Annotated in this window: 18 protein-coding genes; 3 read left to right on the top strand and 15 right to left on the bottom strand. The window is 67.1% G+C overall.

Annotated elements, in window-relative coordinates; translation table 11 throughout:
• Positions 1–144: 144 nt before the first annotated feature.
• Positions 145–714, top strand: a complete 570-nt coding sequence (locus tag JSQ98_RS02570) for a hypothetical protein (RefSeq protein ID WP_211648226.1) — start codon at positions 145–147, stop codon at positions 712–714.
• Here the strand turns inward: JSQ98_RS02570 and JSQ98_RS02565 are convergent.
• From JSQ98_RS02565 to leuA, 7 genes are all read right to left on the bottom strand, one after another.
• A complete protein-coding gene (locus JSQ98_RS02565) occupies positions 711–2957 on the bottom strand; it encodes a RelA/SpoT family protein (protein WP_090148569.1) in 2247 nt (748 codons plus the stop codon). The two genes, JSQ98_RS02570 and JSQ98_RS02565, sit on opposite strands and share 4 nt — an antisense overlap.
• A 159-nt stretch (positions 2958–3116) precedes the next feature.
• Entirely contained in the window at positions 3117–4163 is a 1047-nt protein-coding gene (gene secF / locus JSQ98_RS02560; RefSeq protein ID WP_090148566.1) for a protein translocase subunit SecF, read from the bottom strand.
• 2 nt (positions 4164–4165) lie between these two features.
• A complete protein-coding gene (gene secD / locus JSQ98_RS02555; RefSeq protein ID WP_211648224.1) occupies positions 4166–5953 on the bottom strand; it encodes a protein translocase subunit SecD in 1788 nt (595 codons plus the stop codon).
• A 60-nt stretch (positions 5954–6013) separates the two neighbouring features.
• Positions 6014–6460: a preprotein translocase subunit YajC gene (gene yajC / locus JSQ98_RS02550; protein WP_249290704.1), complete on the bottom strand. Its 447-nt coding sequence runs from the start codon at positions 6458–6460 to the stop codon at positions 6014–6016.
• A gap of 113 nt (positions 6461–6573) precedes the next feature.
• Positions 6574–7578, bottom strand: coding sequence for a Holliday junction branch migration DNA helicase RuvB (gene ruvB / locus JSQ98_RS02545; RefSeq protein ID WP_200329134.1), 1005 nt, complete (start codon positions 7576–7578; stop codon positions 6574–6576).
• Positions 7575–8207, bottom strand: a complete 633-nt coding sequence (ruvA, locus tag JSQ98_RS02540; RefSeq protein ID WP_211648223.1) for a Holliday junction branch migration protein RuvA — start codon at positions 8205–8207, stop codon at positions 7575–7577. Before ruvA ends, ruvB begins: the two co-directional genes overlap by 4 nt.
• 216 nt (positions 8208–8423) lie before the next feature.
• On the bottom strand, positions 8424–10193 hold the full coding sequence (gene leuA / locus JSQ98_RS02535) for a 2-isopropylmalate synthase (RefSeq protein WP_211650381.1): 1770 nt from the start codon (positions 10191–10193) through the stop codon (positions 8424–8426).
• A gap of 206 nt (positions 10194–10399) precedes the next feature.
• Between leuA and JSQ98_RS02530 the strand changes: the two genes are divergently transcribed.
• Complete coding sequence (locus tag JSQ98_RS02530) at positions 10400–12220, top strand: DUF2207 domain-containing protein (RefSeq protein ID WP_211648222.1); 1821 nt, start codon at positions 10400–10402, stop codon at positions 12218–12220.
• Between the two features lie 50 nt (positions 12221–12270).
• Here JSQ98_RS02530 and era read toward each other — a convergent pair whose 3' ends face one another.
• From era to JSQ98_RS02495, 7 genes are all read right to left on the bottom strand, one after another.
• Entirely contained in the window at positions 12271–13212 is a 942-nt protein-coding gene (gene era / locus JSQ98_RS02525) for a GTPase Era (protein WP_090148546.1), read from the bottom strand.
• A complete protein-coding gene (locus JSQ98_RS02520) occupies positions 13209–14498 on the bottom strand; it encodes a hemolysin family protein (protein WP_090148544.1) in 1290 nt (429 codons plus the stop codon). The genes era and JSQ98_RS02520 overlap by 4 nt, the downstream gene beginning before the upstream one ends.
• Positions 14495–14956 carry an rRNA maturation RNase YbeY gene (gene ybeY / locus JSQ98_RS02515; protein ID WP_211648221.1) on the bottom strand — a complete coding sequence of 154 codons (462 nt, stop codon included), beginning with the start codon at positions 14954–14956 and terminating at the stop codon, positions 14495–14497. The genes JSQ98_RS02520 and ybeY overlap by 4 nt, the downstream gene beginning before the upstream one ends.
• Complete coding sequence (locus JSQ98_RS02510; RefSeq protein WP_211650379.1) at positions 14953–15909, bottom strand: PhoH family protein; 957 nt, start codon at positions 15907–15909, stop codon at positions 14953–14955. Before JSQ98_RS02510 ends, ybeY begins: the two co-directional genes overlap by 4 nt.
• 79 nt (positions 15910–15988) lie before the next feature.
• The gene (locus JSQ98_RS02505) at positions 15989–16339 is read right to left on the bottom strand and encodes an HIT domain-containing protein (protein ID WP_211648220.1); all 351 of its coding nucleotides are present in this window, start codon (positions 16337–16339) and stop codon (positions 15989–15991) included.
• Positions 16340–16370: 31 nt separating this feature from the next.
• Positions 16371–17093 (bottom strand): response regulator, encoded by a 723-nt coding sequence (locus JSQ98_RS02500; protein ID WP_249290702.1) that lies wholly within the window; start codon positions 17091–17093, stop codon positions 16371–16373.
• Complete coding sequence (locus JSQ98_RS02495) at positions 17090–18448, bottom strand: sensor histidine kinase (protein ID WP_211648219.1); 1359 nt, start codon at positions 18446–18448, stop codon at positions 17090–17092. Before JSQ98_RS02495 ends, JSQ98_RS02500 begins: the two co-directional genes overlap by 4 nt.
• Before the next feature lie 183 nt (positions 18449–18631).
• Between JSQ98_RS02495 and JSQ98_RS02490 the strand changes: the two genes are divergently transcribed.
• The gene (locus JSQ98_RS02490) at positions 18632–20011 is read left to right on the top strand and encodes a cation:dicarboxylate symporter family transporter (protein WP_211648218.1); all 1380 of its coding nucleotides are present in this window, start codon (positions 18632–18634) and stop codon (positions 20009–20011) included.
• Between the two features lie 16 nt (positions 20012–20027).
• Here the strand turns inward: JSQ98_RS02490 and JSQ98_RS02485 are convergent, their stop codons facing one another.
• Positions 20028–20804 (bottom strand): 16S rRNA (uracil(1498)-N(3))-methyltransferase, encoded by a 777-nt coding sequence (locus tag JSQ98_RS02485; RefSeq protein ID WP_211648217.1) that lies wholly within the window; start codon positions 20802–20804, stop codon positions 20028–20030.
• Position 20805: the final 1 nt, after the last annotated feature.

Raw genomic sequence — 20805 nt, 5'->3', positions numbered from 1 at the left:
CATCGAGCAGCGGTCCGCAACGATGGAGGCATGACGCGCCCTCACGCGTGTGAGCACTGTTCGCCCGATGCGGCAGCTTCGTCACACGAACCTCCGGTCTCCCTCTCGTGGACGGCGCCCGCTGGGCGCCGTCCACGACTCGCCGTGCCGCGCACATACGAGTGGGCGCAGGCCATTCGTTCCGCCGAGCGGCTTCGGGGCTCCCTCGTGCCCTGCGGCCCGGGGCTGCGCCCCGTCGCCTGGCCGGAGACTCCGCGGGTGCGACTCACCGCGCTCGCGCCCTGGCTGGGAGAGAAGTACGTCGCGATCGGGCTCGTCGCTGCGTGGGTCTGGGGAACGGCGCGACACCCGGGAAGTCCGTTGAGATGCTCGACGATCGGGCGCAGACGTCCGCCCGCGAACCCCGCGCCCGGCATCGCCGTGCACGAGCACTCGCTCACACCCGACGACTTCTTCCGCATCGGCGACGGGCACGTGACGACACGGACGCGGACTCTGTGCGATCTCCTGCGTTCGCCCACCCCGCTCACTCACGCCGAACGCGTCGCGTGTCGGCTCCTCCTCCTCCAGCATCCGGGCGGCATCCCTGCCGCGCGAGCAGCCCTCGACGCGGGCGGCAGGCGATATCGGCGCATCTCCACCGCGCGACTGCACGACCTCACCGGCTGCGATATCGGCGGAGGCGCACCGGCGCGCGCACCTGGATCGGACTAGTTCGTGATGCGGTACACGTCGTAGACGCCGTCGATGCGCCGCACGGCGTTCAGCACGTGGTCGAGATGCGTCGCGTTCGCCATCTCGAAGACGAACTTGCTGATCGCCAGTCGCGAGCTCGACGTGTTCACCGACGCGGAGAGGATGTTGACGTGGTGCTCGGACAGGGTCCGTGTGAGGTCCGAGAGCAATCCGGAGCGGTCGAGCGCCTCCACCTGGATCTGCACGAGGAACACGCTCTTCGACGTCGGCGCCCACTGCACGCCCACCACGCGATCCTCCTGCTCCCGGAGCGTGATGAAGTTATGGCAATCGACGCGGTGCACCGAGACGCCCTGCCCCTTGGTCACGTACCCGAGGATCTCGTCGCCCGGAACCGGGGTGCAGCACTTCGCGAGCTTCGCAAGCACGTCCGATGCGCCGGCGACCACGACGCCGCTCGAGTCCGTGGTTTTCGGAGCGCGCGGCGCCTCGATGATCGGGAGCGTCGCGAGCGCCGGTTCGGTGGACGTCTGCTCGTCGAATACGAGCGCCGTCACCTTCTCCACGACCGACTGCGCAGATACGTGCCCCTCGCCGACCGCGGCGTAGAGCGCTGTCACGTCGAGGTAGCGCAGCTGCAGAGCGATCTGCTGCAGCGCCGATGAGTTCATCACCCGGTGCAGCGGAAGACCCTGCTTGCGCAGCGCCTTCGTGATCTCGACCTTGCCGGTCTCGGCGGCTTCCTCGCGGCGCTCCTTGGTGAACCACTGCCGGATCTTGTTCTGCGCACGCTTGCTCTGCACGAAGCTGAGCCAGTCCTGATTGGGCCCGGCGTTCGGATCCTTCGAGGTGAACACCTCGACCACGTCGCCGTTCTGCAGAGCGGTCTCGAGCGGCACCAGCCGACCATTGACCCGCGCTCCCATGGTGCGGTGTCCCACTTCGGTGTGCACGGCGTAGGCGAAATCGACCGTCGTTCCGCCTTCGGGGAGACCGATCACCCGACCCTTCGGCGTGAAGACATAGACCTCTTTCGCGCCGATTTCGTAGCGCAGCGCGTCGAGGAACTCGCTCGGATCCTCCGTCTCGGCCTGCCAATCGGAGATGTGCGCCAGCCAGGCCATGTCGTTCGACGACTGGCTCTGATTCTGCTGTCGCTGCTTGTACTTCCAGTGCGCGGCGACGCCGTACTCTGCACGCTGGTGCATTTCGACCGTGCGAATCTGGATCTCCACTGCACGGCCGTCCGGACCGATCACCGTCGTGTGGAGCGATTGGTACAGGTTGAACTTCGGCGTCGCGATGTAATCCTTGAAGCGACCGGGAATCGGCGTCCACCGTGCGTGCACGGCGCCCAGCACCGCATAGCAGTCTCGGATCGAGTTCACGAGGACGCGGATCCCGACGAGGTCGTAGATGTCGTCGAACTCGCGCCCGCGCACGATCATCTTCTGATAGATCGAGTACAGCTCCTTCGGCCGCCCCGTCACCTCGCCCCGAATCTTGGACTCGCGAAGGTCACCCTCGATCGAACCGATCACCATGCCGACGAGCTCGTCGCGCTGCGGGTTCCGCTGCTCGACGAGGTTCTGGATCTCGGCGTACAGCTTGGGTTTGAGGACTGCGAAGGACAGGTCTTCGAGCTCGGTCTTCATCGACTGGATGCCGAGTCGATGCGCGAGCGGCGCGTAGATCTCGATCGTCTCCTGCGCCTTGCGCTTCGCGGAGTCGCCCGAGACGAAGCCCCAGGTACGCGCGTTGTGCAGACGGTCTGCGAGTTTGATGACGAGCACCCTGATGTCTTTCGACATCGCCACGACCATCTTTCGCACGGTCTCCGCCTGCGCCGAGTCGCCGTACTTGACCTTGTCGAGCTTCGTGACGCCGTCGACGAGCATGGCGATCTCGTCGCCGAATTCCTCGGTGAGCTGGTCGAGCGTGTACTCCGTGTCCTCGACCGTGTCGTGGAGCAGCGCTGCCGCGATCACATTGGGTGCGATGCCGAGATCAGCGAGAATCTGCGCCACCGCGATCGGGTGGGTGATGTACGGCTCGCCGCTCCGCCGCTTCTGCCCGCGGTGCGCGCGCTCGGCCACGGCGTAGGCGCGCTCGATGACCGTGAGGTCGGCGCGGGGATGGTTGCCGCGCACCGTGCGAATCAGTTGATCGACTGCGCCCGGAGCGCTCCCGCGGGAGAAAATTCTCGGCACGAGGCGCCGAAGCGCTGTCGTGCCGCTCGTCGTCGTATCTTGCGTTGCCACGGATCACCTCACTCGAATGGTTGAACGCTACACCCGGCGCGAGGCGCAGAGCAAAGCGAGTGGAACGGCCCTCGAGTACCACGAAGGCCGGAGCCCCTCGAAGCGGACGCAATGCGTCTCCTCGAAGGTCTCCGGCCTCATCTCTCGCGCTCCGGAAATCTACCGCGTGGAAGCGGCATCCGCCTCGTCGACGGCCGCCTCCGCCTCGGACGGTGCGCCGTCGCGCTCGCGCACGCGCAGCACCTTGGCGTCCCGCTTCTTGATGCCCGGCTCGCTCTCGCGAAGATGGGCATAGGCCGGAGATGCGATGAAGATCGTCGAGTACGCACCGACGAAAATACCGATGAAGAGCGCCAACGAGATGTCTCGCAGCGTTCCAGCGCCGAGCACGAAGGCGCCGATGAAGAGGATCGACGCCACCGGGAGCAGCGCGACGACCGACGTGTTGATCGAGCGCACGAGGGTCTGATTGATGCCGAGATTCACCGACTCGGCGAACGTTCGCCGATCATTCAGCTCGCCCGGCGCGGTATTCTCACGAATCTTGTCGAACACCACGACAGTGTCGTAGAGGGAGTACCCGAGAATCGTGAGGAAGCCGATCATCGCCGCCGGCGTGATCTCGAACCCGGAGATGCCGTAGATGCCCGCGGTGATCACCAGGTCGTGCAGCAGCGCGATGATCGCGGCCAGCGACATCTTCCAGGTTCTGAAGTAGATCGCCATCACCAGCGCCGCGAAGACGATGAAGACCAGCAGCGCGATCACCGCTTGACGCGTAATGTCTTGCCCCCACGCAGGGCCGATGTACGAAGTCGTCACCTCCTCGACCGGCACGTCGTAGCTCCCGGCGATGGCCTCAGCCACGGCCCGGTCCTCGCCGTCGGAGAGGGCCTCCGTCTGCACCCGAATGTCGGTGGGTCCCACCTGCGACACACGGGGCACGCTCGTCGGCAGCACCTCCTGCACGGCGGCCTCGGCGATTGCGGGATCGCGATCCTGCTCCTCCGAGAGGTGCACCTGGAACTGGCTGCCTCCGGTGAACTCGATGCCGAACGTGAACCCGCCGCGCAGCAACGGGCCCGCAATCGAGATGATGATCAGCACGATCGAGATGACGTACCACGTCTTGCGGCGTCCGACGAAGTCGATCGACTTCTCACCGGTGTAGAGCGCGTTGCCGAACTCGGCGAATGAGCGAGCCATGGTCAGCTCTCCTTTCCGGCTGAAGCATCGGCCATGAGGGCTTTGCGTTCGGCGATGGTCTGTCGTCGTGCGGCCTCGGCCTGGCTGCGGGAGTTCTTCTTCCCGGCGCCTCGAGTCGAGACCTCGGGCTCACGGAACTGCAGGCGACCTCGGTACACGGCGCCGAGCTTCTGCGGATCGAGACCGGAGAAGGGATGCCCGCCCTGGTAGAAGCGGGTCCTCGCGAGCAGCGTCATCACGGGGTGCGTGAAGAATGCGATGACGATGACGTCGACGAGTGTGGTCAGGCCGAGCGTGAACGCGAAGCCCTTCACATTGCCGACGGCAAGAATGAAAAGGATGACTGCGGCGAGGAAGTTCACGCCGTCTGAGGCGAGGACGGTGCGGAACGCCTTCTTCCACCCGTGCTCGACCGCGCTCTCGATCGAGAAGCCATCGCGCAGCGCATCTCGAATGCGTTCGAAGTACACGATGAAGGAGTCCGCTGTGAATCCGACGGCGACGATGATGCCCGCGACGCCCGCGAGCGACAAGCGGTATCCCTGACGCCAGGAGAAGAACGTCAGGAGCAGATACGTCAGGATGCCGGCTACGACGAGCGAGGCGATCGTGAGCGAACCGAGCGCCCGGTATTGGAACGCCGAGTAGACGACGACCAGCAGCAGCCCGATCAGTCCCGCGAGCAGACCCGCGGAGAGCTGACTCGTGCCGAGGGTCGCCGAGATGTCTTCCTGGCTCTGCACGGTGAAGTCGATCGGCAGTGCGCCGAACTTCAGCTGGTCGGCCAGCGCGCTCGCGGATTCCTGCGTGAACTGCCCGCTGATCGAGGGGCGGCCGTCGAGGATCTGCGCCTGCATCGTCGGGGCGGAGAGCACTCGGCCGTCGAGCACGAAGGCGAACTGATTCTGCGGCTCGGGCGCGCCGAACAGACGGGTGCTGATCTTGCCGAAGGCCTCGGTGCCCTTCTTGTTCATCGTGATCTGGACGACCCACTCGCCGGTCGATGCGCCCGTCGATGTCGTGCCGACCTGAGCGACCGCGTCGGTGATCACGGAGCCGTCGAGCTCGACGGGTCCGAGGATGTACTTGGCGGCTCCCGAATCGTCGCACGTGATCAGGGGGCGATCCTCCGGGGCGTTGCCCGCGTCGAGCGCGGCATCCGAGGAGCAGGTGAACGCGTCGAACTTCTCCTGCAGTGCCGGCGTGATCCAGGCGACGTCGCCCGCGCTCTCCGGAATCGACTCGGGGTCGAGGCTCTCGTCGTACGGCACCTCGTCATCGGCCGCAGCGTCCTGCGAGGCGGCGTCCTCCGACGCGGCGTCCTCGGAACCCGCGTCTTCGGCGGTGTCGCCGCCCTCCGCGCCCGGCTCCGCCGTCGCTTCATCGACATTCGCGCCGATGCCGTAGGTGAGCACGGGTCGGAAATCCAGGTTCGCAGACGCTTCGATGCGCTGCAGCGTCGCCTCGTCGGCCTTGCCCGGGATCGAAACCGAGATGTTCTGGCTCCCCTGCGTCGTGATCTCCGCCTCGGAGACGCCTGCCGCATCGACGCGCTGCCGGATGATCGACACCGCCTGCTGCAGCTGGTCACCGGCCACCGCATCGCCACCGGTCTGCTCAGCTGCGAGCAGTACCTGCGTGCCGCCCTGCAGATCGAGCGCGAGCTTCGGTGTCCACGTCGCGTTGCTGTTGAACACTCCGTACGCGATCAACCCAGCGAGACCGACGATGAAGACAAGAAGGAGGATGAGGGAACGACGTGCCCTTCGGACGGCGGGTGAAGACGCCAAGACAGACTGCTTTCTCTAAACGTGGAAGGGGATGGCCGCGGCGACGCCGCGGCCATCGGTTCAGGCCTTCGGGGCCGAGCCGTTTCCCTGTCCATCGACGTCGGTGTCATTGTCGCCTTCGCGACGGGGATCGGCTTCGGGCGCCGGTGCCACGTCGCCGGGTGCGAACGGGTCGGCGACCGGAGCCGCGTCGGTCGAGCTGAAGCGCTCCCCGAATGCGGGGTCGTCGTCGGGCGCGAGCGCAGAGGATTCCGCCTCGACGGGCGCGTCGACCGGCGTGACGACCTGCGATACCGCGTTGCGGTGGACGACGAACGTCGAGGTGCCGCTGCGCAGCGTGACCTTGTTGTCCTCTTCGTCGATCGAATCGATCGTGCCGAAGATGCCCGACTGCAGCATGACCTCCGCACCGGGGCGAACGCTGTTCTGCAGCTCGAGCTGGGCGGCCTGGCGCTTCTTGCCGTTCCGGAACATGAAGAAGATCAAGAGCGCGATCAGCGCGAACATCACAATTGTGATCGGGTCCAGAGGCACAAGGGTCCTTTCAACAGGCGAATTCGTGCCTCTCCTGAGGCACAGATTCGATCAGTTTACCGGGTCTCCGCTGAGAACACCCCTCGTTATTCTGCGGGGAGCCCGGGAGGCACCTTGCCCAGGTGCTCCCACCCCGCTCGAGTGGCCACCCGCCCGCGGGGAGTGCGGGAGAGCAGACCGGTGCGCACGAGGAACGGCTCCACGACCGCCTCGATGGTCTCGGCCTCCTCGCCGACGGAGACTGCGAGCGTCGAGAGCCCGACGGGGCCGCCGTTGAATCGCTCGACCACGGCGCTGAGCACTTCGCGATCCAGTCGGTCCAGCCCGTGATCGTCGACGTCGTACAGGGCGAGCGCCGCCTGCACGGTCGAGGTGTCCCCGGGCAGGTCGTGCACGAGGCCGTAGTCGCGCACACGTCGCAGAAGCCGATTCGCGATGCGCGGGGTGCCCCGCGACCGTCGCGCGATTTCATCGACGCCGCTCTCCGAGAGCGCGAATTCGATGAGCTTCGAGGCGCGGCCCACCACCTTCGCGAGCTCATCATCCGAGTAGAACTCGAGGTGCGCGGTGAATCCGAATCGGTCGCGGAGCGGGTTCGGGAGCAGACCGGCTCGCGTCGTCGCCCCCACGAGCGTGAACGGCGAGAGTTCCAGCGGCACCGACGTCGCACCGGCCCCCTTGCCGACCATGATGTCGACCTTGAAGTCCTCCATCGCGAGGTAGAGCATCTCCTCGGCGCTGCGAGCCATCCGATGGATCTCGTCGATGAAGAGCACCTCGCCCGGCGTCAACGCCGAGAGCACTGCCGCGAGATCGCCAGCATGCTGAATCGCCGGCCCCGACGTCTGATGCAGCGGCTTCTCGAGCTCCGTGGCGACGATCATGGACAGCGTGGTCTTACCGAGACCCGGGGGGCCGGCGAGCAGAATGTGGTCGGGCGTGTGCCGTCGCATGGTCGCCGCATCGAGCAGCAGCCCGAGCTGACGCCGCACCTTCGACTGACCGACGAACTCGGCCAGGCTCGTCGGTCGGAGCGCGCCTTCGTATCCCTGTTCGGCCGCCGTGGCCTGCGCGGAGAGCTCTCCGGTCACCGAACGCCTCGCGATCCTCGCCCGCTGCGACCCGCCTGCAGGAGCGCCAGTGCCGCCCTGAGCAGGCCTGCACTGTCATCCGACGCACCGGCATCTCGTGCGTCTTGCACGGCCTGGCCGGCCTCCGCCTCCCCCCACCCGAGGCCGACGAGTCCAGCGCGCACGCCGTCTGCGATGGCATCAGAGGGCGAGACGATGCCGGCAGCGGCCGGGCCGGATTCGAAAGCGAGGTGCGAGAGCTTGCCCGAGAGTGAGAGCGTGATGAGTTTCGCCGTCTTCGGGCCGATGCCCGACACCTTGCGAAACGGCTTCTCGTCGTCAGCGGCCACGGCCGCCGCGATCTCAGCCGGAGTGAGGGCCGAGAGCACGCCGAGCGCGCTGCGAGGGCCGACGCCCGAGACGGCGATGAGATGCCCGAACACGTCGAGTTCCGCCTCGGTGGCGAATCCGAACAGCGTCAGCGAGTCCTCGCGCACGATGAGCGAGGTCTGCAGGCGCAACTCGTCTCCGGGAAGAGCCGCGGCGACCCGACCGCTCGGCACTTCGACGCGCATGCCGAGCCCTCCGAGCTCCACGACGACCCAGCCGGCACCCGCAGCGAGCACGGGCCCGCGAATCGAAGCAATCACATGATCACCCTAGAAGACGGGCGCCGGTCACGGGACTCGCCACACCGAGGATTCGAACATATCTACGAAACTGCCCTCCGCGCCGTGCGAGCGGGGTCACTCTTCGTGCGTGTCTCACCTGCAACACGCACGAAGAGTGACCCCGCTCGCAGCGGTCGACGGCGGCCGGCATCGATCGACGACGGCCGGCGACGACCGGCAGCGACCGGCAGCGCGTCAGGCGGTGGCCGACGCGGCCACGCCTTCGCGGGCCCGGTTGCGAACCGCGCGGTTGACCGCGCTCACGATCGCCTCCAGCGTCGCTCGGCTCGTATCCGCGTCGATGCCGACGCCCCACAGGCGCTGCCCGTCGACCTCGAGATCGACGTAGGACGCCGCGACGGCGTCGCCGCCAGAGCTCATGGCATGCTCGACGTAGTCGAAGAGCGTCACGGAGTGCCCGGCCTCGTTCAGCGCGTTGAGGAACGCGTCGACCGGTCCGTTGCCGCGCGCGGTGAGTCGCTGATCCTCTGAGCCGACGCGGTAGTCCACGACGAGTTCGGTGACGCCGTCGCCGGCGCTCGTCGCCGATGTGCGGAACAGCTTGTACCGCCCCCACGTTTCGGCATCGTCGACCTGCGCCGGCAGATACTCGTCCTGGAAGATGCGCCAGATCTCGTCGCTCGACATCTCGCCGCCGGCCGAATCGGTCACGCTCTGCACGACCGAGCTGAACTCGATCTGCAGTCGCCGCGGCAGGTCGAGATGGTGGTCCGTCTTGAGCAGATAGGCGACGCCTCCCTTGCCCGACTGCGAGTTCACCCGGATCACGGCTTCGTATGACCGCCCGAGGTCCTTCGGGTCGACGGGCAGGTAGGGCACGGCCCACTCGATCTCGTCGACGCTCGTGCCGGCCGCCTCGGCGTCCTGCGCCATGCGCTCGAAGCCCTTCTTGATCGCGTCCTGATGCGATCCGGAGAATGCGGTGTACACCAGGTCTCCGGCCCACGGACTGCGCTCCGGCACCCGCAACTGGTTGCAGTACTCGGCGGTGCGACGCACTTCGTCGAGGCGCGAGAAGTCGATCTGCGGATCGATGCCCTGCGTGAACAGGTTGATGCCGAGCGCGACGAGGTCGACGTTGCCGGTGCGCTCGCCATTGCCGAAGAGGCACCCCTCGATGCGATCGGCGCCCGCTTGGTAGCCGAGCTCGGCTGCTGCGACCGCGGTGCCGCGGTCGTTGTGCGGGTGCAGCGAGAGAATGACGTTCTCGCGATGCGCGAGGTGGCGGCTCATCCACTCGATCGAATCGGCGTACACGTTCGGTGTCGCCATCTCCACGGTGGCGGGGAGATTGATGATGACCTTGCGCTCCGGAGCCGGCTCGAGCACCTCGAGGACCTCGTTGCACACCTCGACGGCGTACTCGAGCTCGGTACCCGTGTACGACTCCGGCGAGTACTCGTAAAAGACCTCGGTGTCGGCGCAGATGTGCTCGCTCGACCGGCAGAGCTTCGCACCGTCGACGGCGATCTGCTTGATGCCTGCACGATCGGACCGGAACACGACGTCGCGCTGCAGGATGCTCGTGGAGTTGTAGAGGTGCACGATGGCGCGTTTGGCGCCGATGAGCGACTCGTACGTCCGCGTGATGAGGTGCTCGCGCGCCTGCGTCAGCACCTGGATGGTGACATCGCCCGGAATCGCGTCGTCTTCGATGAGGTGCCGCACGAAGTCGAAGTCGGTCTGGCTCGCCGACGGGAAGCCGACCTCGATCTCCTTGTACCCCATCTTGACGAGTAGATCGAACATGATGCGCTTGCGCTCGGGGCTCATCGGGTCGATCAGGGCCTGGTTGCCGTCGCGCAGGTCGACGGCGCACCAGCGCGGCGCCTCCGTGATGCGCTTCGACGGCCACGTGCGATCGGGGAGATCGACAGAGATGATCTCGTGGAACGGGCGGTACCGGTGGGTCGGCATCCCGGAGGGCTGCTGCAGGTTCTGCATGGACTCGTCTTTCTCGTCGTGGTCTTGCTCAGCCAAACACGAACACCGCGACGAGGGAGGCCAGAGACTGATTAGTTCGAAGTCGAGGACTCGTCGCGGCAGCTAAGGAGAAGCGAGCCGAACAGCATGTCGCTCACTCTAGCAGCTGCCGCGCCGGTTCGTGCGGCGCTGTGCGCGGCGCACGGGCGTGCCCTAGCCTGATGCTCATGACCTCAGGCACTCGCACCTCCCGTCGCGTCATCGGCACCCTCGCGATCCTGTCGGCGGCTGCAGCATGGGCGCTCCCTCATGCTGCGACTCCCGCGGCCGCAGACGTCTCCGACTTCTCGTATCGCAGTTGGGACGTCGCCTACGAGATCGACACGGACTCCGAGGGCCGCGCGGTCGCGGAGGTGACCGAGACGCTGGTGGCGGAGTTCCCCGACTTCGACCAGAATCGAGGGATCGTACGAGGGCTGCCAGAGGATTACGAGGGCAGCCCGACCGACCCGTCCGATTTCTCGGTCACCGACGCGTCGGGTGCGCCGGTGCCCTTCGAGATCGAAGAGGACGATGGCTTCGTGGCGGTGCTCACCGGCGACGACCGGTTCGTCCGAGGCGAGCAGACGTATGTGATCTCGTACACGCTCCGAGACGTTGTGCTCGCTCGAGAGGACGGCGCCGCAGACGAATTCAACTGGGACCTCGTCGACTTCGAGCACGAGCAGCCGATCGACAGCTTCAGCGCGACGGTCGAGTTCGGTCCCGGCCTCGCGGATCGCGTCAACGGCAACGCCCGCTGCTATGTTGGCGCGCCGGGGTCGACCGACGAGTGCGAGATCAGCCGGGCAGCGAGCGGTTCGGAGTACTCGGTCAGCGGAGTCGAACTCGGCGCCCGCGAGGGCGTGACCGTCGCCATCGGACTCGAATCGGGCGCGGTCGTGCAGCCGTCGAGCCGTTTGCCGAACTTCGCGCTCGACACGCTTCCTCTCCTCATCGGAGGCGGCGCCCTCGCTGCGGCAGGCGTCGCCGCCGGTTCGGCGATCCGCATGCGCAGTCGGCGAAAGTCGGGGCGAGGCACGGTGGTGGCGCAATACGACGTGCCCGACGCGCTCCCGCCGCTCCTGGCCGGCCCGATCGCGGGAGTCACGACGCCCTCGGCGCCTGCCCAGCTCGTGCATCTCGCGGTGCGCGGCGCCCTGCGCATCGAGGACGGGGAGCCGGAGCAGGGGCTGTTCGGACCGAAAGATGCGCAGCCGGTGCTGCGTCTCGTCGAACCGGCCCGCACGGCGGATCCGCTCGATGCCCGCGCTCTGAACGCGCTGTTCTCCGAGCCGACGCCCGGGGCCGCGTTTCCGCTGCCGAAGAGCGACGAGAAATTCGGCAAGCGCATGCAGGAGTTGCAGACCGAGGGGCGCAAGGCGGCGGAGGATCGCGGGTACTTCGAAAAGGTGCACAGCCGCGCCGCCCGCCGATGGGGCTGGATCGCCGTCGCGCTCGTACTCGTGCTCGGCGGGTTCACGGTCGCGGCCTTCGCGTTGCGCGGGAACGCGCTCCCCGCGGTCTTCATCCTGATGGGCGTCGTGGCGCTCATCACGGCGCTGGCATCGATCGTCAAGCAGCGCGTGTACACGCCGCTCGGCGCCGAGACGCGCGAATACCTGCTGGGAGTCCGTGAGTTCATCAGAGTCGCCGAGGCCGATCGGCTGCGCGTGCTGCAGTCGCACAGCGGCGCCGAGCGTCAGGTCGACGGCTCCGTCGATGTCGTGCACCTCTACGAACGGCTTCTGCCGTACGCGATGATCTTCGGCCTCGAGAAGGAATGGACTCGCGTGCTCCAGGTCGCGTACGAGGAGCGCAGCGGATACGTGCCGCTCTGGTACCCCGGGCTCGGACTCGCCGGCGTCTCGTCGTTCAGCAGCACGATCTCGCAGTTCACGAACTCGTTGAGTTCATCGGTCAGTTACACGTCGAGCAGTTCGGGCGGGTCGACCGGTGGCGGATTCGCCGGCGGCGGTGGCGGCGGCGGATTCTCGGGCGGCAGGTGACCGGACGGGCTGGCAGTCTGCCGGCTCGGTCGCCTGCCAGCCCGAGCGGATCAGTTGAAGCCGAGTTTGCCCAGCGCTTTCGGATCCCGCTGCCATTCCTTGAGCACCTTCACTCGCAGTGAGAGGTAGATGCGACGACCGAGCAGCGCTTCGATTTCATGTCGCGCCCGCTCCCCCACGTCGCGCAGGCGCGAGCCGCGGTGGCCGATGATGATGCCCTTCTGGCTATCGCGCTCGACGTACAGATTCGCGTAGATCTCGAGCAGGCCGTCTTCCCGCTCTTCGCGATCCTCGACGGTGGCCGCCAGCGAGTGCGGGAGCTCGTCGCGAACCCCTTCGAGCGCCGCCTCGCGGATGAGTTCCGCGATCCGGTCGTCTTCGCCTTCATCGGTCGTCTGCTCGGCCTCGTAGAGCGGAGGCGAGATCGGCATCAGTCCGAGCAGCACGTCTGCGAGGACGTCCAGCTGCTCGCGCGTCACCGACGAGATCGGTACGACCGCATCCCATTCGCGCAGCTCTCCGAGTCGCGTCAACTGATCGATGATCTCGCTGCTCGACGCTTCGTCGACTTTCGTCAGCACGGCCACCTTCTTGGCGCGGGGGAAATCGTTCAGTCGCGCATCGATGAAGCGATCTCCCGGCCCCAGTTTCTCATTCGCCGGGACGCAGAACCCGATCACATCGACGTCACCGAGGGTCGCCTCGACCAGAGCGTTGAGACGCTCGCCGAGGAGGGTGCGCGGCCGGTGCAGCCCTGGAGTATCGACGATGATCAGCTGCCCATCCTCGCGGTGGGCGATGCCACGTATGGCACGACGCGTCGTCTGCGGTTTCGGGCTTGTGATCGCGATCTTCTCACCGACGAGGGCGTTCGTCAGCGTCGACTTGCCGACGTTGGGTCTCCCGACGAACGAGACGAACCCCGCGCGGTACCCGCTCTCCTGGGCATCGCCCTGCTCGGTACCGCCGTCGATGTGCTCCTGCTGGCTCATGCGCCGTCCTCTCCTTCGGTTTCCCCGATCCAACGCGCCTCGACCGTGAGCAGTCGCTGCCGACGGCGCTCCGTGTCGATCGCGGTCAATTCAATGCCCGCCACGACGACTGCGTCCCCCGGCTCTGGCAGACGTCCGAGGGTCTTGGCCACAAGACCGCCGACGGTGTCGACGTCCTCGTCTTCCAGTTCCAGGCCGAACAATTCGCCGAGTTCCCCGACCGATAGGCGCGCCCCGACGACGAACGACCCGTCTGCACGCATCGTCATCTCCGGTACATCACGATCGTGCTCGTCCGAGATGTCGCCGAGCAGCTCCTCGATGAGATCCTCGAGGGTGACGAGGCCTGAGATTCCGCCGTACTCGTCCACCACCAGCGCGAGATGATTGGACTCCCGCTGCATCTGACGCAGGAGATCGTCGGCTCGCTGGACCTCCGGCACGAAGATCGCAGGCTTCGCGATCCGCGTGATCGGCGCCTGCTCGGATTCCTCCGGCCGGCGCAGGACGAAGCCGCTCGCGTCGCGCAGATAGGCGATGCCGACGACGTCGTCGACGTCGCCGTCGACCACGGGCACCCGGGAGTGCCGCGAGGCGAGCAACTGCTCCAGCGCTTCGCGGACACTCTGATCAGCGTCTACCGTGATCATGTCGATGCGCGGAACCATGATCTCGCGTACCAGGGTCTCGCCGAATTCGACGAGGGAGTGGATGTAGTCGCGATCGTCGCTCTCGAGCACCGCTTGCTCCGCGGCCTGATCGACCATCGAGAGCAGCTGCTGTTCGTCTCGGATACGGCGGTTCGCACCGCGGCCCGGTGTCACACGATCGCCGAATCGCATGAGCCCGGATGCCAGCGGGCCGAGCAGCAGGCGGAGTCCGCGCAAGAGGGGCGCGGCGAAGCGGATGACGGCATCGGCGTGATGCGAGCCGACCGTGCGCGGGCTCGACCCGACGAGCACGAACGTCACCGCCGTCATCACGAGGGTGGCGATGACGAGTTCGAGCCAGAGCGTTTCGAGCGAGTATGCGAGCACGAGGGTGATGAGCACGGCGGACAGCGTCTCCGCGAAGACGCGGGTGAACCCGAGCGCGTTGGCGTGACGGCCCTCATCCTCGGCGATGGCCCGGATCGCCGCCCCCGAGCGCGGAGACTCGTCGGCCAATGCCATCAGTTCGGCCCGCGAGCGCACGCCGAGCGCGGCGTCGGTGGCAGCGAGCAGCCCGCCGACGGAGAGCAGTACGACGGCTGCCGCGAGAAAGAGCAGTGCCAGGGGCAGGCTCATCGAGAGCGCTCGCGCATGGCGAAGGAGAGCAGCAGATCGCGCTGGAGACCGAACATCTCGGCTTCCTCCTCCGGCGTTCCGTGGTCGTACCCGAGCACATGCAGCATGCCGTGCGTGAGCAGCACGGAGATCTCCTGCTGCAGATCATGCCCAGCTGCCTCCGCCTGCACCTCCGCCACCTGCGGGCAGATGACGATGTCGCCGAGGAGGCCGGCCGGCGTCTGCGCATCGACCCGGCCGGGCCGCAGCTCATCCATCGGAAAGCTCAGCACGTCGGTCGGGCCGGGTTCGTCCATCCACTGCACGTGCAACCGCTCGATAGACGCCTCGTCCACGAACATCACGCCCACTTCGGTCTCGGGGTGCACGTAGAGCGACTCCAGCACGAACGCCGCGAGTCGCTGCACGCGGCCGACCTCGACCTCGATACCCGACTCGTTGTTGATCTCGACGCTCACGAGGCGTCTCCCTTCTGCCGCTGCGCGGACTGGTCGAACGCGCTGTAGGCGTCGACGATGCGACTCACCAGGTTGTGCCGGACGATGTCGTCGGAGCCGAGTTCGGCGAAGTGAATGTCTTCCACGTCGCCGAGGATGCGCTTGACGGCGCGCAGACCGCTGGTGGCGATCGGCAGGTCGACTTGCGTGACATCCCCGGTCACGACCATCTTGGACCCGTAGCCCAGTCGCGTCAGGAACATCTTCATCTGCTCGGGCGTGGTGTTCTGCGCCTCGTCGAGCACCACGAACGATTCGTTGAGCGTACGGCCGCGCATGTAGGCGAGGGGCGCGACCTCGATCGTTCCGCTCGCGAGCAGCTTCGGCACGACATCGGCGTCCATCATGGATCCGATCGCGTCGAAGAGCGGCCGAAGGTACGGGTCGATCTTGTCTTCGAGCGTTCCGGGCAGGTATCCGAGTCGCTCGCCGGCCTCGACGGCGGGGCGGGTCAGGATGATCTTGGCCACTTCGCGTCGCTGCAGCGCCTGCACGGCCTTCGCCATCGCGAGGTACGTCTTCCCCGTTCCGGCCGGCCCGACGCCGAACACGATCGTGTGCGAGTCGATCGCATCGACGTACGCTCGCTGGCCACGGGTCTGCGCCCGAACCGCATGCCCTCGCACGCTGACGATCGGCTCGCTCAGCATCTGCGCCGCCGTCGGCCCCTGTCCGTCATGCACCATTCGTGTCACTTCCTGCACATCGCGTCGCGTGACCGCACCGCTGCGCCTCGCGAGTTCGAGAATCTCTCCGACCACCTCTTCAGCCGAGCGCACGGCGCCGGCCGGGCCGCGCAGGGTCAGCACCTGATCTCGCGCATGGAACGTCACTTCCGGGTGCTGAGCCTCGAGGTCGGCGATCAGCTGATCCCGGTGCCCGAGGAACGAGGCGAGGTCGACCCCCGCGAGCATCACCGTCCGCTGGAGCTCGGGATCGCCCGTGCGTGCGCCGGCACTCGACCCCGTGGCGGACTCGGCATCATTCGGAAGTTCAGGAGGCACCGAGCGATCGCTCCTCGAGGTCGCCTGCCAGCACGTGGGCGTGCACGTGGAACACCGTCTGGCCGGCGGTCGCCCCGCTGTTGAAGATCAGGCGGTACTCGCCGTTGGCGTGCTCCTCCGCCAGACTCCGGGCGACGGCGACCATCTCGGCCAGTGTCTCCGGCTCGGCGGCGGCCAGTTCGGCGACGTTCGCGTACGCCGTCGATTTCGGAATCACGAGGATGTGCACCGGTGCCTGCGGGCTGATATCGGGGAACGCGAGCACCCGATCGGTTTCCGCGAGGATCTCGACGGGGATCTCGCCGGAAACGATCTTCGCGAACACGGTGTCTGCTGCCATGGTTCCAGTGTAGACGCTGGCGGCCGCTGGGTCAGTGCCGCTCGACCTCGGCGTTCCAGAGGTACTCGGTTTGCGGGCGGCCCCGAGCGCCGTACCGGGCGCGCCGCTCGGCTCGGCGGATCTCCGCGAGGTACTCCAGATACCGTCGGCTGACTTCTCGCGAGATCCCGAGTCGCCGTGAGATCTCGTGGGCGGTGCAGGTCCCGCAGGCGCGAAGCGCGGAAGAGACCTGCTCCAGGGTGTGCGTCGCGAGCCCTTTCGGCAACGGCGTGGTCTGGGCCGTGCGCAATGAGGCGAACATCCCGTCGACGTCGTGCTGCGTCGCCGTGCGACCGGCCGCGAGAGAGCGACGATGATACTCGCGGAACGCCTCGATCCTGGCTTTGAAGAGCGGGTAGGTGTAGGGCTTGATCAGATACTGCACGGCGCCCAGCGCCACCATCTCCCGCACCACCTCGACGTCGCGCACCCCGCTGACCGCGATGACGTCCGTGCGAACGCCTCGCGCACGGACGTGGCGGAGTACATCGAGACCGGTGCCATCGGGCATCGTGACATCGAGCAGTGCGAGATCCGCGCGATTTGTCGAACGTGTGAGAGCGACGACGGCGGCGCGCGCACCGGAGCACTGTGCGACGACTTCGAACCCGCCCGCTCGCGCCAGGTGCGCACGATGGAGTTCGAGTGCGAGCGGATCATCGTCGACGGTGATGACGCGAATCGGGTCGCACCCGTCGCGCACGCCGCTCGTCAAAGGCGTGCTTCCGGCGGGGAACCCGGGGGCGTCGCGGGCGCTGCGGTCGATGACGCGCGTCGGGGCGAGCGCTCCGTGCGCACTGCCGGCAACCGCACGGTGAACGTCGTCGGAGATTCACGGGCGATGATGGTGCCACCGCATTCATGCACGATGCGAGCGACGAGCGCGAGCCCGACGCCCCTCCCCTCCACCTCGCGGTCGGTCGATGACCGCTTCGTCGAGACGCCCCACTCGAACATGCCGCTTCGAGCTTCACCGGAGAAGCCATCACCCGAATCCGAGACGTCGATCACTCCCTCGCCAGGAGCGCCCGCGCGCATCCGCAGCGCGACCTCTCGGGAGCGGGTGCTGCTCGTCGCGGCCGCGTCGATCGCATTGTCCAGCAGGTTGCCGATGACGGATACGAGTTCCATCGCCTCGATCGGAAGATCCGGGAGTTCCGGGTCGATATCGACGGCGATGGAGACGCCCCGCTCGGCGGCCTGCGCCGTTTTGCCGACGATCAGTGCGCTGACGGCCGGTTCGAGCGCGTCAGGCGCCGCCACGAGGTCGGCCAGTTCCTGGCTGCGATGCGCCGTCGCCGCGAGCATCTCGACGGCCTCGTCCTTCCGCCCCAGTTCGAGCAGGGCGATCGCGGCGTGCAGGCGGTTCGCGTGCTCGTGGGTCTGCGCCCTGAGCGACTCGCTGAGCGTCCGCAGCGAATCGTGAGAGATGATCGCGTCGCGCACCGCTTCGGCCGACAGGTCGCCGGTGATGCGGCGTGTGATTCTTCCGGCTCCGAATGCTGCGACGCCGCCGGTCACGGCGAAGGCTCCGCTCACGGCAAGGGCGAGGGGAATCTCGCGCGAGATCTCCTGAGCGACCGAGGTCACGGTGATTCCGACCGATACCCATCCGATCGTCAACCCGGATGGCCCGGCGACCGGAGCGATCGTGCGGATCGACGGGCCGAGCGTCCCCGTCCAGCGCTCGGTGAAGCGCTCCGGCTCGTCCGGTATGGTGCCGAGGTACCGTTTCCCGATCTCCTCCGCATCGGGGTGCGTGAACCGTCTTCCCCTGGCATCCATCACCGTGACGTAGCTCACTCCGACGTCCTGCCGGAGCTCCGACATCCGCTGCTGCAAGGCTGTCACTCGTTCTGATTCGATCGGCCCTGCCAGTGCCTCAACAGTTTCGGGCGCCGCGGCGATTGCGACTGCCAGAGCCTGGGTGGCGCGCTCGGTGCGCCGGTACTCGGCCCGCCGGCTATCCCACATGAGGACTGCGGTGACGATGACGCTCACGGTGAGCGCTCCGCCGAGCAGGATGACGAAGACGCGCGAGGTCGCGCTCGATGGTCGGCCGTGACTCATGGGTCACATTATCGCACGGTCACGTCGGGCCGGGCACGCGCTGCCGCTCGATTGCGGGTCCGATAAGCCCGAAACGCCCGGGCACCGCGCGAGCGGCTTAGCGTGATCAGCGCATCGCGGTGCTGCCGGAGCGGCACGCCGGATGCGATCGACATGGACAACGGCGTTCTCAGAAGGAGCAGCATGGCCGCGACAGCACTCACCGGATCCCGATCGGCACCGCGCAAACCCCGCCGGAGGGGGTGGGACAAACACACTTGGCTCTACGTCGCCGTGGTCATCGCGGTCGTGCTCGGAGCCGTGATCGGGCTCGTGGCGCCCGATTTCGCCGTCGGTCTCGAACCGCTCGGCAAGGCGTTCGTCGGACTCATCAAGATGATGATCGCGCCGATCATCTTCTGCACCATCGTCATCGGCGTCGGCTCCATCGCCACGGCCGCGACGGTCGGAAAGATCGGCGGGCTCGCCCTCGCCTACTTCATGACCATGTCCACATTCGCTCTGGCGATCGGCCTGGTCGTCGGCAACCTGCTCCACCCGGGAACAGGCCTCGACATGCAGGGAGCGGAGTACACGGTCACGGGCGAAAGCAGCAGCACACAGGATTTCGTGCTCGGCATCATCCCGACGACGTTCTTCTCCGCGTTCACGGGCGAGAGCGTGCTCCAGGTCCTCTTCATCGCTCTCCTCACGGGCTTCGCACTCCAGGGCCTCGGCGAACGCGCGACGCCCATCATGGACGCCATCAAGCACCTGCAGACGCTGGTCTTCCGCGTTCTCAGCATGATCCTCTGGCTCGCCCCGCTCGGAGCATTCGGGGCCATCGCGGCTGTCGTCGGGAAAACCGGGATCGCAGCGATCTGGAGTCTCGGAGTGCTCATGCTCGGCTTCTACATCACCTGCATCGTCTTCATCGTCGGAGTGCTCGGCACCCTGCTCTATGCGGTCACGCGCGTCAACATCTTCGCAGTCATGAAGTACCTCGGACGCGAGTACCTGCTCATCGTGGGCACGTCGTCATCCGAATCGGCCCTGCCGCGGTTGATCGCGAAGATGGAACACCTCGGAGTCTCGAAACCCGTCGTCGGCATCACGGTGCCCACGGGGTACTCGTTCAACCTCGACGGCACCGCGATCTACCTGACCATGGCCTCGCTCTTCATCGCCGCCGGAATGGGAGACCCCATGAGCCTCAGCGAGCAGATCGGGCTGCTCGTCTTCATGATCATCGCTTCGAAGGGAGCCGCCGGTGTGACGGGCGCGGGACTCGCGACACTCGCGGGCGGACTGCAGGCGTACCGGCCTGAGCTCGTCGACGGGGTCGGCGTGATCGTCGGCATCGACCGCTTCATGTCGGAAGGGCGGGCGCTCACCAACTTCACCGGCAACGCTGTTGCGACGCTGCTCCTCGGATCATGGACGAAGCAGGTCGATATGCAGCGCGTGCATCGAGTGCTCCGCGGGGAGGCGCCATTCGATGAGACGACCCTCACCGGCGACAATCACGGCGACTCGGATTCCCACGCACGCGTCGAGGCGGATCCTCGCTTCCGGCGGCGCTGATCAGCGGCAGCCCGGCTCACCAGCGCTGGAACGCCGCATTCAGCACCGCGAGCGCAGCGGGACCGGCGGAGGAGGTCCGGAGCACCGTGTCGCCGAGGAGCAGAATCGATGCTCCGGCTTCCTCCAACCCGTCGAGCTCGTCGCCGGCGAACCCGCCCTCCGGTCCGACGACGAGCAGCAGCTCATCAGCCGGGTGCGCGGATTCGGCTGCGGACCGCGCCCACGTCGAGACCCGAGAGGTGCCGCGCGGGTGCAGCACGACGACCGTCTCCTGCTCGCGGCTCGCGATCTCGCGCAACCCGTCGAGCGAAACCGGCTCGCGCACTTCGGGAATGCGCGCGCGCATCGATTGCTTCGACGCCTCTCGCGCGACGCGCCTCCACTTCGCGAGCCCCTTCGCGATCCTCTCCTGGGCACCGGAGCCATCCCAGCGGGAGACGGAACGCGCGGCCTGCCACGGCACGATGGCATCGACGCCGAACTCGGTCGCCTGCTCCACGGCTCGCTCGTCTCGGTCGCCCTTCGCGAGCGCCTGCACGAGCACCAGACGCGGACCGGCGGGCGGCGCTGACGGAATGACGCGATCGATGCGCACGGTGAAGCGATCCTTCGCGACCGACTCGACCGCGCCGTCCCCCAGTGCGCCGGCACCGTCGCCGATCGCCGTCCGCTCGCCGACGCGCAGGCGGCTCACGCGTACGGCGTGACGTCCCTCATCACCGCTCACCTCGACGAGCGACCCCGGAACGATGTCGGAAGCGTCGAGGTCTTCGCGGTAGTAGAGGTTGGCCACG

The organism is Leucobacter manosquensis, assembly GCF_018304845.1.
GTDB lineage: Bacteria > Actinomycetota > Actinomycetes > Actinomycetales > Microbacteriaceae > Leucobacter > Leucobacter alluvii.
This window is presented reverse-complemented; position numbering and strand designations above follow the sequence as displayed.